The organism is Burkholderia cepacia complex sp. TUM26381 (assembly GCF_057439935.1).
The window spans coordinates 2,492,622-2,507,677 of sequence record NZ_CM172006.1; the positions used below are offsets into that span (position 1 = coordinate 2,492,622).

The following is a 15,056-nucleotide window of genomic DNA, read 5'->3' on the forward strand; positions in this document are numbered from 1 at the left end:
CCGCCGCGCACCGTCCGCATGACGATGACGAACCATCCAGCCGCTCCCGCGATGCGCGCCGCCGCTCCTGTCGGAATCTTCGACTCGGGGATCGGCGGCCTGTCGGTGCTGCGCGCCGCGCGCGCGCACCTGCCCGGCGAGTCGTTCGTCTATACGGCCGATACGCGCTACATCCCGTACGGCGAACGTGACGACGCGTTCATCACCGAGCGCACGCTCGCGATCGGCGAATGGTTCGTCCGGCAGGGCGCGAAGGCGCTCGTGGTCGCCTGCAATACGGCGACGGCCCAGTCGATCGCGGCGGTACGCGAGCATCTCGCGATTCCGCTCGTCGGCGTCGAGCCGGGCATCAAGCCGGCCGTCCAGCAATCCGCGAGCGGCGTCGCCGGCGTGCTCGCCACCCAGTCAACGCTGCGCAGCGCCCGGTTCCAGACGCTGCTCGAGCGCCATGGCGCCGGTTGCCGCTTCATCTGCCAGCCGGGCCACGGGCTCGTGCAGGCGATCGAGAGCGGCGACACGGACTCGCCCGCGCTGCGCGCGCTGCTCGACAGCTATCTGCAACCGATGCTCGACGACGGCGCCGATACGGTCGTCCTCGGCTGCACGCACTACCCGTTCCTCACCGCAACGATTCGCGACATTGTCGGCGACCGCATGGCGATCATCGACACGAGCGACGCGATCGCACGCCAGCTCGTGCGCGTACTCGACCAGCATGGCCTGCGCGCACCTGCCGGCACGCCGGTCGCCCCGCCCCGCTTCTGCTCGACCGGCGACGGCCGGCAGTTGCAGGCGCTCGCGTCGACATTGCTCGGCCTCGATGCGCCGGTCGAATCCGTCACCATTTCCTCGCCGAACGCGCAAGCCTGCGCAACCGCCTGACGCGGGCCCGCACGCCCGCTCCTGCCGCGGCTCCGCCGCTCCCCGCCGTTTCAAGGGTCCGATGACCTTAAAAAAAGCCCGACCCAGGCTTGTCAACGCCCGCAAATTTAATGATAATAATTCGCATTAACGTTAGCTATCGCAACTCACCATGATCGTCTGCGTGTGCAAGTCTGTTTCCGATCGCAAGATTCGCGCGTCCCTCGCAGAGGGCGTGAACTCTTTCGATGAACTCCAGTTCGAGCTCGGCGTGGCCACGTGCTGCGGCAAGTGCGAGGAGTCCGTACGCGACCTCATGGCCGAACAAGGCGTCTGTGCGAGCCGGTGTGGCGTCGAGCATCACGCTCATCCGATCCCGGTCACCTTCTACGAACGCAAGGCTGCCTGACCCGCGCCGAGTGTGCGCATGCGGCCCAGGCCGCATTTTTTGTCTTGACCGTCAGCAAGCCATCGTCTGCGCGAGCCAGCGGCTTACCTGCCAAGGAGCCTGTCATGGAATTGCTGATCGGATTTGTGACCACCGTTTGCATCTCGCTGCTGATCTTCCGCAAGTGATGCCGATTCACCCGCCGCGCCCCGGGTGCGACATCGTTCTTTCAAGCTAACATGCAGGCTTCGCATCTCGCTCCTGCCGGCGCCTTGCCGGCTGCACCACGTATGAATCCCCGAGTGATCGTCGTCGCGGTCGGTGTGCTTGCCGCACACGCGATCATGCTGACGGCCGCCTGGCTCCATCGCAACGCGCCGCCACCGAAATCGGTCGAGGTCCAGACGATCACCGCGCAGCTCATCACGCCGGCGCCGATCGCCCAGCAGGTCGCGGCCGAATCGATTCCGCAGCCTACGCCGCCGAAGCCGACACCCGTCAAGCAGAAGGTCCAGCCAAAGCCGGTACCGAAAGTCGCAAAGCCGACGCCTCAGCCGGTCACCCCATCGCCGACCCCGTCGCCGACGCCCGCACCAGCGGCCGCCGATCCGACGCCTGCCCCGGCCGCCCCCGCTCCTGCGGCGCCGGCCGCGACGCCCGCCCCGGCACGCGAAACGATGCAGGTCAGCGCGCCGAAGAACGTGCCGACGCTCCAATGCAACTTCGTGAAGCCCGACTACCCGTCGATGTCGCGCCGCCGCGGCGAATCGGGTACGGCCTATGTCCACTTCGTCGTCGGCGTGACCGGCAAGATCGAAAGCATCGATCTGCAGAAGAGCAGCGGCTACCCGCGCCTCGACGATGCCGCACTCGACGCGATGCGCTCGACCACCTGCCGTCCGTACATCGAGAACGGCCAGGCGATCCGCGCCGCCCGCACACAGCCCTACAGCTTCGGGCTCACCGACTAACCTGCCTCATCCGGAAGATTCAAAGGAAACAAAAAAATGCAAAGCTACGGTATCGCGCACGTCTGGGCGCAAGGTGATTTCGTCACGCGCGCCATCGCGATCACGCTGCTCGTGATGTCGGTCCTGTCGTGGATGGTGATCGTCATCAAGGGCTGGAACGTGATCCGCCTGAACCGCCTCACGAAGAATGCCGAACAGGCGTTCTGGCATTCGGACGATTTCGACGACGGCATCAAGAAGCTCGGCCTCGCCGCGTCGACGCCGAACGACAACCCGTTCCTCGCGCTCGCGCTGTCGGGCAAGGAAGCCGCCGACCATCACCACCAGACGCAACCGCACCTGCACGACCGCATGGACGTGTCGGACTGGGTCACGCGCTGCCTGAAGGACACGATGGACGAAGGCATCTCGCGCATGCAGAGCGGTCTCGCGATCCTCGCATCGATCGGCAGCACGGCACCGTTCGTCGGCCTGTTCGGCACGGTGTGGGGCATCTATCACGCGCTGCTCGCGATCGGCGCCACCGGTCAGACGTCGATCGACCAGGTTGCGGGCCCCGTCGGCGAGTCGCTGATCATGACGGCCTTCGGCCTGTTCGTCGCGATTCCGGCCGTGCTCGGCTACAACGCACTGACCCGCGCGAACAAGGGTATCGTCAGCAAGCTGCGCCGCTTCGCGCACGGCCTGCACGCATACTTCGTGACGGGCGCGAGCCTCGCATCGTCGTCGACGCGCGACGGCCTGCGTCTCGCGACGCGCGCCAGCTGAGACGAGGTGAACCATGGCCATGAACACCGGTTTCAGCGACGATGACGACGATGCCGTGATGAGCGAGATCAACATGACGCCGCTCGTCGACGTCATGCTCGTACTCCTGATCATTTTCCTCGTGACGATCCCGGCGATGCAGCATGCGGTGAAAATCGACCTGCCGCACGCCAGCAGCCAGCCCGTCGACGAAAAGCCGCAGACAGTCGACGTCGCAATCCAGGGCGACGGCACGATCCTGTGGGACGACCACACGGTCACACGTGAACAGCTGCAAGCCCGCATCGCGGAAGCCGCGAAGCGCACGCCGCAGCCCGAGCTGCACCTGCGCGCGGACCGCAAGGTTGCCTACGAGCACGTCGCGGAAGTGATGTCGGATGCGCAGGCCGGCGGCCTGACGAAGCTCGGCTTCGTGACGGAGCCGGGCGCGAAAGCGAAGTAACGCGCGCACGTCTTGCGGTGACGCACGCCGGCCGCACCTCGCCGGCCGCACCTCGCCGGCCACACACAAAGTAAAAGGCCTTCATCGCCAGATGAAGGCCTTTTTTCATGCGCACGCGGGCGCCTTCGGGCGGCGGGCTCTTTGGCGGTATCGGTTGCGCCTCGAGCAACGCAAATGCGACTCTGCCGTGGTCTGCACGGACTGCGCGTTCTGCCCTATCTGGCTCACAATATATGCGGCCACCTGATTTCGCTCAGAACTTCCTTCACGAAATGGGATTTCAATATAGGCCCGCGCGCGCGCGCATTCAAGGTTCCGGCGATTGAAACTTGCGATTGCAGGCGACGCTTCAATGACAAAACAAATTTGCGTCGCCGTGCACGCCGTGTTCAGGTCGCCGAAACATCGGCCGCAGCTTCCTTCTTCGCGCGCTCGGGGCAACCGGGTTCCTTGTACGCGCCGTGGTCGAGCTTCTCGACCAGGTAGTCGACGAACGCACGCACCGCGGGCGGCATCCCCTGCCGCGACACGAACACCGCATACAGCTGCGGCACCGGCAACGTCCAGCCCGGCATCACGGGCGACAGCTGCCCCGCACGCAGCGCGTTGCCGTACATCATCTCCGGCAGTGCCGCGATGCCCAGGCCGTCGAGCACGGCCTCGCGTATCGTCATCAGGTCGGCCGTCACGAGCCGCGGCTCGTGCTCGTGCACGTGACGCGTCCCGTCCGGTGCAATCAGGTTGAACACGTGCCGCCCGTCGACGCTCGGCGTATCGAGCGTCTCGAAGCCGGTCAGATCATCCGGCACCAGCGGCGGCGCATTCTGGCTCAACAGGCTCGGTGCGCCGACCAGCATCTGCTCGGTGCGCCACAGCGGCCGCACGACGATGTTGGCGTTCTGCGGCGGCTCCGAGCGCACGCGCAACGCAACGTCGATCGAATCCTCGAACAGGTCGATCACGCGATTCGTCACGCGGACGTGCACCCTCACCTCGGGATAGCGGCGCAGGAATTCGGGCAGGATGCGCGACAGCATCGTCTGCGACAACGTCACCGGCACGCTGACCCGCACCGAGCCGCGCGGCGACGCGCGCAACTGCTGCACGGCGTTCATCGCGGCCTGCGCTTCGGCGAGCATCGCCTGGCAATGCTGGTAGAACAGTTCCCCCGCCTCGGTCAGCGCGAGCTTGCGCGTCGAGCGCTGTAGCAGGCGCACGCCGAGCGCCGCCTCGAGCTCGGTCAGGCGCCGCGACAGACGCGATTTCGAGATGCCCAGCACGCGCTCCGCGGCCGAGAAGCCGCCATGTTCGACGACCTGCGAAAAGTACATCAGGTCGTTCAGGTTATGTGCATCGATATTCATCTCATCGTTCCAATTTCAGAACAATCCATTGCGGAGCACCGCAAATCGAACGGTAAAACGCCCAATATAATAGCGCTATGTTTCAAAAATAACGCTATTCCGACGATTTCGAGGGCTTCCCCATGACGACCGCTCGCTCGCTTGACCGTACCTACCCCGCCCTTCGCACGACCGAAGGCGGTGGCTTCGTGGTTCACCGTCCGTTCCCGACGCGGCTGCTGATGGATTTCGATCCGTTCCTGCTGCTCGATGAAATGGGCCCCGTCGACTACGCGCCCGGCGAAGCCGTGGGCGCGCCCGACCATCCGCATCGCGGCTTCGAGACCGTGACCTATGCGCTCGACGGGCGCTTCCGTCATCGCGACTCGTCCGGTCATGCGGGCACGCTCGGCCCCGGCGACGTGCAGTGGATGACGGCCGGCGCCGGCGTCGTGCACAGCGAGATGCCCGATCCCGCGTTCGCGCAGACAGGCGGCCGCTCGCACGGCTTCCAGCTGTGGGTCAACCTGCCGCGCCGCGACAAGATGATCGCACCGCGCTACCAGGAGATCCCGGCCGGCCGCATCCCGACCGCGACGTCACCGGACGGCCGCGCGCGCGTCCGCGTGATCGCCGGCGAAGCATTCGGCGTCCAGGCCGCGATCGAGACGCGCACGCCGATCCTCTACCAGCATTTCACGCTGGAACCCGGCGCAACGGTCACGCAGCCCGTGCCGGCCGGCTATCGCGTGTTTGCCTATCCGATCGACGGAACGGGCCTCTACGGGCCCGACAGGCAGGCTGTCGACGCACGGCACATGATCGTCTACGGTGACGACGGCGACACCGTCGCGTTCGCCGCTGGCGACACGTCGCTCGACCTGTTGCTGATCGGCGGCGTGCCGCTCAACGAACCGATCGTCCGCTACGGCCCGTTCGTGATGAATACCGAAGAAGAGATCCGGCAGGCTGTCGTCGACTACCAGACGGGCCGCATGGGCCGCATCGAAGCATGACGCCCGATCGGGGACGGCAGGTGCCGCGAAACGAGTCGTTTTGCGTCACAATAACTTCTTGAACCATGTGGCCGCCCGCCACCAGAAGGAACCCGTCCCCTTGAACTTCGAACATCTGATCCAGATCAACGCCGACGATCCGGCCGTGCCGACCCTCACCCGCGACCAGCTCTGGGAAGGCCTCGTGCTGCGCGCCGAACAGCCGCAGCTGTTCGTGCTCGGCCTCGACAGCTGCGTCGTCCTTGAACGGACGGACACGACGCTCGAACGTGAACTGCACTACGGCCATGCGACCGTGCGCGACCACGTGACGTTCACGCCGAACCAGCAGGTCCGCTACGACATCCTTGCGGCCGACGGCGAGATCGGCGGTTCGCTGACGATGACGATCGAGGAGCGCGACGACCACGAGCTGTTCCTGCGCTTCGAGTACCGCACGACGCTGACCGTCACGGACGACAGCGAGGACGCGCGACAGACGCACGGGATCGTCAAGGAGGCGTACCGCACGTCCGACATCGACACGGTGCGCCTGATCCGCGAATACGCGCAGGGCCGCAAGGCGCCCGATCCGCTGCACTGAACCCGGCGGCGGCCTGCGGGCCGCCCCTTTGATTCAAACTATCAAGTCTGATGTTTCGATCGATAAAGAGTTTTTGTAAATGGGAATAGTTATCATTTAGAATTCATTCCATCGTATCGACAGTCACCGATCAAACCGAATGACCGACACCATGCGCCCGACCACGCTGACCCTGCGCCGCACGACCGGCACTGCAGCCAGCAGCCGTCAGAAGACGGCAGCGGTCACCACGCCGGCGAAACCCGCCGGCAACCGCGATACAGGCACGCGGGTCGTGAACAGCGACGCGCTGTTGCAAGGCCACAGCCACATCAGCATCGCGCATAACGGAGAGACGTATCAGTTGCGCGCCACACGGCTCGGCAAACTGATCCTGACGAAGTAAGACAGCGTATTGTGGGGACCACCTCCCTGAGAGGTGTTGGGCAGTAGCCAGCGTAACGGCTTGCACGCGAGATCTAGACCCCTTCGTGCAAACACACTCAAGCAGCCGTTGCAGCAAGCCAAGCCACTTTTTTTGGTTCTCGCACAAGGTAGGAAAAAAAGCGGCACGTCGAAGGACGTGCCGCTTTTTTGTTTGGGCGGCCCATGCGTGAAGCATGCCGCCCGTGTGCGTTACTGCATCGATGCGTGACAACCGAAGCGGCATACGAGCCGCTTCAGAACCCCCAGAACATCAACCACCATGCGCTGTCGACGACGGCCAACCCGGCGGCAAAGCACGCGAATGCCGCCAGCCGGCGCGGCCATGCCGCGTAGCGCCCCGTCACTTTCCACGCGAGCCACGCACTCCACGTGTTGGCGCCGACCAGGATCGCGACGCGCACATCGGTTGCCCAGCCGAGCGGCACATGCTCGGCGCGCAGCAACGACAGCGTCGTGGCCGACAGCCCGAGGAACACGCCTGCGCCCGCGATCGGGATCAGCGCCTGCGCGAGGTGATGCAGCCGCACGCGATCGAAGCGGCCGAGCATCAGCGTGGCGCCGGCCAGCAGCACCAGCAGCGCCGTGCCGTACACGAGCCCCGTCCCGACGATGTAGCTGACGACCAGCCCGCCATCGAGCCAGGAGAACACGTCGTTGCGATCCGGATAGTGCGTGAGCAGGAACCACGGTGCATTGGTTTCGAGCGGCCACGTGATGTCGCGGTCGATCAGCCAGCCTGCGAGCCACTGCTTGATCTGCACGAACCACGGGCTGACGGTCCAGTGGAATGCGCCGATCGCAACGCCGAGCAGGCCGTACAGGATCAACGCGGTGTCCCACGGGTTCGCCTGCTGCGCACCGAGGTTCACGACTTCGTCGGACGGCGAGCGCAGCGACAGCGAGATCGCGTCGCGGTGCCCGCTGCAGCGGCCGCACATATGGCAATCGGCCGCGCCCTTCATGTTGCGCAACGGCACGAGCGGCGCGCAGTTGATCGGAATCACGCGATGGCCATGCTCGCCGTTCTTGTACGAACGGCGCCACGCATCCTCGTCGACCTTGTAGCGCATCGGCGCGAGCCGCGCGAGCAGCCCGAACACGCCGTTCACGGGGCACAGGTATTTGCACCACACGCGCTTCTCGCGGCCGTACAGCACGCCGATCACGATCGCGCCGACGGTCGAGCCGCCGAGCACGAACAGCACCGCGAGCGGGTACTGGTACACGCTCACCATCTGCCCGTAGATCGTCGTGATCCCGAACGCGACGAACGGCCAGCCGCCCCACCGGATCCAGCGCGGGATCGGGCCGCCGCGGCCGAACTTGCTCGCGTATTCGGTGAGCGCGCCTTCCGGGCACAGCACGCCGCACCAGACGCGGCCGAGCATCACCATCGACAGCAGCACGAACGGCCACCAGATGCCCCAGAACGCGAACTGCGCGATCAGCGTGAGGTTGTTCCACAGATGCGCGGAATCGTCCGGCAGCGGCAACACCGCCGGCACGATGATCAGGAATGCGTAGACCGCGACGACGATCCACTGGATACCGCGGATCAGCGCGCCGTGGCGCTGCATCCACTGGCCGGCCTGTGCAAGCCAGCCCGGCTTGGCTGCGGCGACTACGCTCATGCCGCGCGGCCTGCGGCAACGGCCGGACGACGGCTCGCGCGCTTCATCAGCAGCCAGACGACGGCCCAGTACACCGCATATGCGACCAGGTTGGTCAGCGCCGGGTGCGCGCGATAGCCGGTCAGCGTCGCGACGAGCGAGCCGAAGGTGCCCGAGTCATCGAGGATCGCGGACGTATCCCACACCTGCGAGATGCCGAGCGGCAGGATTTCCTTGTCGATCAGCTTGTCGACACCGGTCTGGAACAGGCCCGCGCCGAGGAACAGCAGCATCACTTCGGTGACGCGGAAGAAATGCCGCCACGAGAAGTACTTGCCGCCGAGCTGCAGCAGATAGAACGTGAAGAACGCCAGGCCGAGACCGATCAGCACTGCGAGCATCTGGCTGCCGTCGACGTGACCCGACTGGCCGAAACCGAGGCCGTACAGGAAGATCACCGTCTCGCTGCCTTCGCGCGCGATCGCGAGCGCGACCAGCACGGCGACGCCCCACCAGTTCGAATCGCGCGTGCTCTGCTGCAGCGATTGCTCCATGTCGCGCTTCAGCGTGCGGCCGTGCCGGCGCATCCACAGCACCATCTGCACGATCAGCACGCATGCGATCAGCACCATCGCGGTCTGGAAGTAGTCCTGCGCGTCGCCGGACAACACTTCGGTGAACCCGACCAGCGCGGCGCCGAGGCCGACGGCCATCAGCAGGCCGACACCGACGCCGGCCCACAGGAAAGGCAGGCCGCGGCGCGCGTCGTCGTCGCCGTTTTTCAGCCATGCATAGAGAATGCCGACGACGAGCAGCGCTTCGACGCTCTCCCGCCAGACGATGAACAAGATCTGACCCATCGATACCTCCTGACGCGCGGAGCAAGGGACTGGTGCGCCCGCGCGCAGATAAAACGCGTTACTTCGCGACGATCACGCCCTGTGCCTGCTGGTGGAAATCGTCGAAAAACTTGTATTCGCCCGGCGACAGCGGAGCGACGACCACGAACGAATCGGCACCCGGTGCGAGCACCTTCTCCTTGCGCAACTGCACGCTCTCGAATTCGGCGGCGCCCTTGCCGGTGTTCTTGATCTCGATCTTGAAACGCTGGCCGGCCGGCACTTCGATGCGGGCGGGATTCAGCTTGCCGTCCGTCATCTCGAGCTTGAACGTCGGCAGGTCGGCAGCATGCGCTGCGCCGGCAAGCCACAGCGCAGCGGCTGCGGCAACGATTTTCTGGGGAATTTTCATTCTGGGTTCTCTACGCCAACGGCGCGCCGAAGCGCGCCGTTCGTGATGCCACCGATCAGTAACCGCCCTTCTTGCCGATACCGGCGAACGGGAAGTCGTACTCGAGCGTAACGGGCTTGAACCACGCGCCCACGCCCGTTTCCTTGTCGATGTGACGGCCGAACGCCATGTGGCCCGACTGCATCGGCGGCTTGACGACCATCGTCAGGTGATACTTGCCCGGGCCGTTCAGCTTCACGTTGTCGCCATAGTGCGGGCCGTCGCTCGCGACCATGCCCATCAGGTCGCCTTCAGCCTTCCACTTCGTGTCGCCCTGCTTCGTCAACTTGTACGTGACCTGCAGGTACGGCATCCAGTCGCCTTCCGCGAAACCCGTCGGGTTGTTCTTGACCGCATGGATGTCGGCCTCGAGGTGGATGTCGGAATCCGACGCCTTGCGCATCATCCCTTCCGGGTCCATCGTGATCGGCTGCAGGTACACCGCGCCGATTTCCATGCCGCCCTGGATCTGCTGCTTGCCGATCGGATATTCGGCAGCCGAGGCCGACATCGCGGCAAGCGCCGCCGCTACCGCAACCGTCGTGCGGATGAACGAAGAACCCAACATGGACACTCCTTGTTATTTGTCTGACTATCTTGACGACACGCGGGCCGCCGCCGGGGCCGCCCGCTGGAAACACTAACGCGACGAAGAACGTTAATGCGAACAATTCTCAATAATTGCGAAGTTTAGCACCGAACCGGTTTCGGAACAAACGAAGAGCCGTGTAAACCCCTGATCCGACAAGGCTTACAGGCTCGTTACCAACCCGTTTCGGTGACGCTTGGACAGATTTACCGGCCGCCGCTGATGTGGTCGCCGACGTTCGCGCCGAACACGCGCTCGCGCAGCACCGCAAGCTGGTCGCGGGTCGCGGCCGCCTTCTCGAACTCGAGGTTCTTCGCGTAGTCGGCCATCTGCTTCTCGAGACGCTTGATTTCCTTCGCGAGCTGCTTTTCCGACATGTCCTCGAATTTCGCGCGCTGCTGCGCCTCCTTCAGCTCCGCGCGCGCCTCGTCCGCGTTGTAGACGCCGTCGATGATGTCCTTGATGCGCTTCACGACGCCGCGCGGCGTGATGCCCATCTTTTCGTTGAAGGCCATCTGCTTCGCGCGGCGGCGCTCGGTCTCGCCGATCGCGCGCGTCATCGAATCGGTCATGTTGTCCGCGTAGAGGATCGCCTTGCCGTTCACGTTCCGCGCGGCCCGGCCGATCGTCTGGATCAGCGAGCGCTCGGCGCGCAGGAAGCCTTCCTTGTCCGCGTCGAGGATCGCGACGAGCGACACTTCCGGAATGTCGAGGCCCTCGCGCAGCAGGTTGATCCCGACCAGCACGTCGAACGTGCCGAGCCGCAGGTCGCGGATGATCTCGACGCGCTCGACCGTGTCGATGTCGCTGTGCAGGTAGCGCACCTTGACGCCGTGGTCGGCCAGGAACTCGGTGAGCTGCTCGGCCATGCGCTTCGTCAGCACGGTGATCAGCACGCGCTCGCCGGCCTTCACGCGCGCATTGATCTCAGTCAGCACGTCGTCGACCTGCGAGCTCGCCGGGCGCACCTCGATTTCCGGATCGACGAGCCCCGTCGGCCGCACGACCTGCTCGGCGATCTGCCCCGTCACGCGCTTCTCGTAGTCGGCCGGCGTGGCCGACACGAACACGACCTGGCGCATCTTGCGTTCGAACTCGGGGAATTTCAGCGGCCGGTTGTCCAGCGCCGACGGCAGGCGGAACCCGTAATTGACGAGGTTTTCCTTGCGTGCGCGGTCGCCGTTGTACATGCCGTTCAGCTGGCCGATCAGCACGTGCGACTCGTCGAGCAGCATCAGCGCATCGGGCGGCAGGTAGTCGACGAGCGTCGGCGGCGGATCGCCTGGCTCCGCCCCCGAGAAATGCCGCGAGTAGTTCTCGATGCCCTTGCAGAAGCCGAGCTCCTGCAGCATCTCGAGATCGAAACGCGTGCGCTGCTCGAGGCGCTGCGCCTCGACGAGCTTGCCGTCGCGGTGGAAGTACTCGAGGCGTTCGCGCAGTTCGTCCTTGATCGTCTCGACCGCCCGCATCACGGTATCGCGCGGCGTCACGTAGTGCGACGACGGATACACGGTGAAGCGCGGAATCTTCTGCCGCACGCGCCCCGTCAGCGGGTCGAACAGTTGCAGCGTCTCGACCTCGTCGTCGAACAGTTCGACGCGCACGGCCATTTCCGCGTGTTCGGCCGGGAAGATGTCGATCGTGTCGCCGCGCACACGGAACGTGCCGCGCTGGAAATCCTGCTCGTTGCGCGTGTACTGCATCGCGATCAGCCGCGCGATCACGTCGCGCTGGCCGAGCTTGTCGCCGGTGCGCAGCGTCAGGATCATCTGGTGGTATTCGGACGGGTTGCCGATACCGTAGATCGCCGACACCGTCGCGACGATCACCACGTCGCGGCGCTCCATCAGGCTCTTCGTCGCCGACAGCCGCATCTGCTCGATGTGCTCGTTGATCGACGAATCCTTCTCGATGAACAGGTCGCGCTGCGGCACGTAGGCCTCAGGCTGGTAGTAGTCGTAGTACGAGACGAAGTACTCGACCGCGTTGCGCGGGAAGAACTCGCGGAACTCCGCATAGAGCTGCGCCGCGAGCGTCTTGTTCGGCGCGAACACGATGGCCGGGCGGCCGAGCCGCGCGATCGTGTTGGCCATCGTGAAGGTCTTGCCCGACCCCGTCACGCCGAGCAGCGTCTGGAACGACAGGCCGTCCTCGACCCCTTCGACGAGCGTTGCGATCGCGGTCGGCTGGTCGCCTGCGGGCGGATACGGCTGGTACAACTGGAAGGGCGACCCTTCGAAGGTAGCGAATTTGGATTCGTCGAGCGCGTCGCCGACTTCAGCATGATGTTCGGACATGGAATGCGGCCGGAGCAAGGGCAAAGAAAGCATTCTAGCGCTTCGCGGCCGCGCGAACTGCTGCCGGCTCCTGACGCGCGACGGCTGCCCGAAATCGCGAATCGCCGCCGAATCGCGACGGATTCACCGCCCCCGCCAGCACGAATTCGCTACAATATCAGGCTGCTGCGCTTTCCGGCGTCGTGCCGTTGGCGCGCGGTCCGCTGCGCCCGCCCCGCCGGCTGAAAGCCTGACCCTCTTTTCACTACTGCCGAATCATCATGTCGCTCTTCTCCGCTGTCCAGCTTGCCCCCCGCGACCCGATCCTGGGCCTGAACGAAGCCTTCAACGCCGATGCGCGTCCGACCAAGGTCAACCTCGGCGTCGGCGTGTACACGAACGAAGAAGGCAAGATTCCGCTGCTGCGCGCGGTCCGCGAAGCCGAGAAGGTGCGTGTCGAGGCCGGCCTGCCGCGCGGCTACCTGCCGATCGACGGGATCGCCGCCTACGATGCGGCCGTGCAGAAACTGCTGCTCGGCAACGATTCGCCGCTGATCGCAGCGGGCCGCGTGGTCACGGCCCAGGCACTGGGCGGCACGGGCGCACTGAAGATCGGCGCCGATTTCCTGCGCACCGTGAACCCGAACGTGAAGGTCGCGATCAGCGATCCGAGCTGGGAAAACCACCGCGCGCTGTTCGAAGCAGCCGGCTTCGAAGTCGTCGCGTACCCGTACTACGACGCGGCCACCAACGGCGTGAACTTCGAAGGCATGCTGTCGGCGCTGAACGGCTACGAAGCCGGCACGGTCGTCGTGCTGCACGCGTGCTGCCACAACCCGACGGGCGTGGACCTGACCGAAGCGCAATGGCAGCAAGTCGTCGACGTCGTGAAGGCGCGCAACCTCGTGCCGTTCCTCGACATGGCGTACCAGGGCTTCGGCGAGAACATCGAAGCCGATGCCGCCGCCGTGCGCCTGTTTGCCTCGGCCGACCTGAACGCATTCGTGTCGTCGTCGTTCTCGAAGTCGTTCTCGCTGTACGGCGAGCGCGTCGGCGCGCTGTCGATCATCACGTCGAGCAAGGAAGAAGCCACGCGCGTGCTGTCGCAACTGAAGCGCGTGATCCGCACGAACTACTCGAACCCGCCGACCCATGGCGGCGCCGTCGTCGCTGCCGTGCTCGCGTCGCCGGAACTGCAGGCTTCGTGGGTGCAGGAACTCGGCGAGATGCGCGATCGCATCCGCGCGATGCGTAACGGTCTTGTCGAGCGCCTGAAGGCGAGCGGCGTCGATCGCGACTTCAGCTTCATCAACGCGCAACGCGGGATGTTCTCGTATTCGGGCCTGACCTCGGCGCAAGTCGATCGCCTGCGCGACGAGTTCGGCATCTATGCGGTCGGCACGGGCCGGATCTGCGTCGCCGCGCTGAACACGCGCAACCTCGACGCGGTCGCCAACGCAGTCGCAGCCGTCCTGAAGTAAAGCGGCGCCGGGCGGCCGCCGTCACCGGCTCCGCCCTGCCGACATGAAAAACGCGCTCCACGGAGCGCGTTTTTTTTTGGCCATTCGACAGCGGGCAGCGACGCCGCCCGCGCCGGCGTTACTGCATGAACCAGCCGTGGCTGACGACGACCGACTGCCCCGTGAGCGCGGCGCTCGGGAACGCCGACAGGAACAGCACCGTCTGCGCGACGTCCTGCACCGTCGTGAACACCCCGTCGACCGTGTTGCCGAGCATCACCTTCTTCACCACTTCCTCTTCGCTGATGCCGAGCTCCTTCGCCTGCTCCGGAATCTGCTTGTCGACCAGCGGCGTGCGCACGAAGCCCGGACACACGACGTGCGAGCGCACGTTGTGCTTCGCGCCTTCCTTCGCCAGCACCCGTGCCAGACCGAGCAGGCCGTGCTTGGCCGTCACGTATGCCGATTTCAGCGGCGACGCTTCGTGCGAGTGCACCGAACCCATGTAGATCACGACGCCGCCGCGATCGTCCTTGTACATGTGCTTGAGCGCGGCCTTCGTCGTCAGGAACGCGCCGTCGACGTGGATCGCCTGCATCTTCTTCCAGTCGGAGAACGCATAGTTCTCGATCGGGTTGACGATCTGGATGCCCGCGTTCGACACGAGGATGTCGACCGAGCCGAACGTTTCGGCAACCTTGTCGATGCCGCTGTTCACGGCTTCCTCGTTCGTCACGTCCATCGCGACGCCGATCGCCTTGCCGCCTGCCTTGTTGATCTCGTCGGCGACCGCGTTCGCGCCGTCCTGGTTCAGGTCGGCGATCGCGACGGCCGCGCCTGCCTTGGCGAGCTCGAGTGCGATTTCCTTGCCGATGCCGCTCGCGGCGCCCGTGACGACTGCGGTCTTGCCGCTCAGATCTGCTGCCATGTCCGTCTCCTCCCGTTTGTCGGATCGATAAATCATGCGCCCGCCGCATCCGCGCTCGTCGCGAACTCGTAACGGCGTGCCAGCCGTCATTGTGCACGATCGGCC

General features: G+C 65.2%; 16 protein-coding genes. 9 read left to right on the forward strand and 7 right to left on the reverse strand.

Annotation, left to right across the window (positions count from 1 at the left end):
* Positions 1-18 precede the first annotated feature (18 nt).
* The 5 genes from murI to ACWMMN_RS11670 all read left to right on the forward strand — a co-directional run bounded on the left by murI (position 19) and on the right by ACWMMN_RS11670 (position 3,430).
* Positions 19-882: a glutamate racemase gene (gene murI / locus ACWMMN_RS11650; RefSeq protein ID WP_059233638.1), complete on the forward strand. Its 864-nt coding sequence runs from the start codon at positions 19-21 to the stop codon at positions 880-882.
* Between the two features lie 151 nt (positions 883-1,033).
* Positions 1,034-1,270, forward strand: coding sequence for a (2Fe-2S)-binding protein (locus ACWMMN_RS11655; protein WP_039370093.1), 237 nt, complete (start codon positions 1,034-1,036; stop codon positions 1,268-1,270).
* A gap of 218 nt (positions 1,271-1,488) precedes the next feature.
* Positions 1,489-2,220 (forward strand): energy transducer TonB, encoded by a 732-nt coding sequence (locus ACWMMN_RS11660; RefSeq protein ID WP_059233637.1) that lies wholly within the window; start codon positions 1,489-1,491, stop codon positions 2,218-2,220.
* A gap of 36 nt (positions 2,221-2,256) precedes the next feature.
* Positions 2,257-2,988, forward strand: a complete 732-nt coding sequence (locus ACWMMN_RS11665; protein WP_059233636.1) for a MotA/TolQ/ExbB proton channel family protein — start codon at positions 2,257-2,259, stop codon at positions 2,986-2,988.
* Between the two features lie 13 nt (positions 2,989-3,001).
* On the forward strand, positions 3,002-3,430 hold the full coding sequence (locus tag ACWMMN_RS11670) for an ExbD/TolR family protein (protein ID WP_006478310.1): 429 nt from the start codon (positions 3,002-3,004) through the stop codon (positions 3,428-3,430).
* A 389-nt stretch (positions 3,431-3,819) separates the two neighbouring features.
* Here ACWMMN_RS11670 and ACWMMN_RS11675 read toward each other — a convergent pair whose 3' ends face one another.
* The gene (locus tag ACWMMN_RS11675; RefSeq protein WP_059233635.1) at positions 3,820-4,794 is read right to left on the reverse strand and encodes a LysR family transcriptional regulator; all 975 of its coding nucleotides are present in this window, start codon (positions 4,792-4,794) and stop codon (positions 3,820-3,822) included.
* A gap of 122 nt (positions 4,795-4,916) precedes the next feature.
* On the opposite strand from ACWMMN_RS11675, the gene ACWMMN_RS11680 reads away from it, so the two are divergent.
* The 3 genes from ACWMMN_RS11680 to hemP all read left to right on the forward strand — a co-directional run bounded on the left by ACWMMN_RS11680 (position 4,917) and on the right by hemP (position 6,757).
* Positions 4,917-5,789, forward strand: a complete 873-nt coding sequence (locus tag ACWMMN_RS11680) for a pirin family protein (RefSeq protein WP_059233634.1) — start codon at positions 4,917-4,919, stop codon at positions 5,787-5,789.
* A gap of 100 nt (positions 5,790-5,889) precedes the next feature.
* On the forward strand, positions 5,890-6,372 hold the full coding sequence (locus ACWMMN_RS11685) for an SRPBCC family protein (RefSeq protein ID WP_059236679.1): 483 nt from the start codon (positions 5,890-5,892) through the stop codon (positions 6,370-6,372).
* A 139-nt stretch (positions 6,373-6,511) separates the two neighbouring features.
* The gene (hemP, locus tag ACWMMN_RS11690; RefSeq protein WP_034190354.1) at positions 6,512-6,757 is read left to right on the forward strand and encodes a hemin uptake protein HemP; all 246 of its coding nucleotides are present in this window, start codon (positions 6,512-6,514) and stop codon (positions 6,755-6,757) included.
* A gap of 274 nt (positions 6,758-7,031) precedes the next feature.
* On the opposite strand, the gene ACWMMN_RS11695 is transcribed toward hemP, so the two are convergent.
* The 5 genes from ACWMMN_RS11695 to uvrB all read right to left on the reverse strand — a co-directional run bounded on the left by ACWMMN_RS11695 (position 7,032) and on the right by uvrB (position 12,584).
* Entirely contained in the window at positions 7,032-8,429 is a 1,398-nt protein-coding gene (locus tag ACWMMN_RS11695; RefSeq protein ID WP_486422683.1) for a 4Fe-4S binding protein, read from the reverse strand.
* Positions 8,426-9,268: an FTR1 family iron permease gene (locus ACWMMN_RS11700; RefSeq protein ID WP_059233632.1), complete on the reverse strand. Its 843-nt coding sequence runs from the start codon at positions 9,266-9,268 to the stop codon at positions 8,426-8,428. The genes ACWMMN_RS11695 and ACWMMN_RS11700 overlap by 4 nt, the downstream gene beginning before the upstream one ends.
* 58 nt (positions 9,269-9,326) lie before the next feature.
* Complete coding sequence (locus tag ACWMMN_RS11705) at positions 9,327-9,659, reverse strand: cupredoxin domain-containing protein (protein ID WP_034190351.1); 333 nt, start codon at positions 9,657-9,659, stop codon at positions 9,327-9,329.
* Positions 9,660-9,714: 55 nt separating this feature from the next.
* Positions 9,715-10,266: an iron transporter gene (locus tag ACWMMN_RS11710; protein ID WP_059233631.1), complete on the reverse strand. Its 552-nt coding sequence runs from the start codon at positions 10,264-10,266 to the stop codon at positions 9,715-9,717.
* A 227-nt stretch (positions 10,267-10,493) separates the two neighbouring features.
* Positions 10,494-12,584 carry an excinuclease ABC subunit UvrB gene (uvrB, locus tag ACWMMN_RS11715; RefSeq protein WP_174994541.1) on the reverse strand — a complete coding sequence of 697 codons (2,091 nt, stop codon included), beginning with the start codon at positions 12,582-12,584 and terminating at the stop codon, positions 10,494-10,496.
* A 260-nt stretch (positions 12,585-12,844) separates the two neighbouring features.
* Between uvrB and ACWMMN_RS11720 the strand changes: the two genes are divergently transcribed.
* Complete coding sequence (locus tag ACWMMN_RS11720; protein ID WP_059233629.1) at positions 12,845-14,044, forward strand: amino acid aminotransferase; 1,200 nt, start codon at positions 12,845-12,847, stop codon at positions 14,042-14,044.
* Between the two features lie 118 nt (positions 14,045-14,162).
* Here the strand turns inward: ACWMMN_RS11720 and ACWMMN_RS11725 are convergent, their stop codons facing one another.
* On the reverse strand, positions 14,163-14,951 hold the full coding sequence (locus ACWMMN_RS11725) for a 3-hydroxybutyrate dehydrogenase (protein WP_256085088.1): 789 nt from the start codon (positions 14,949-14,951) through the stop codon (positions 14,163-14,165).
* Positions 14,952-15,056: the final 105 nt, after the last annotated feature.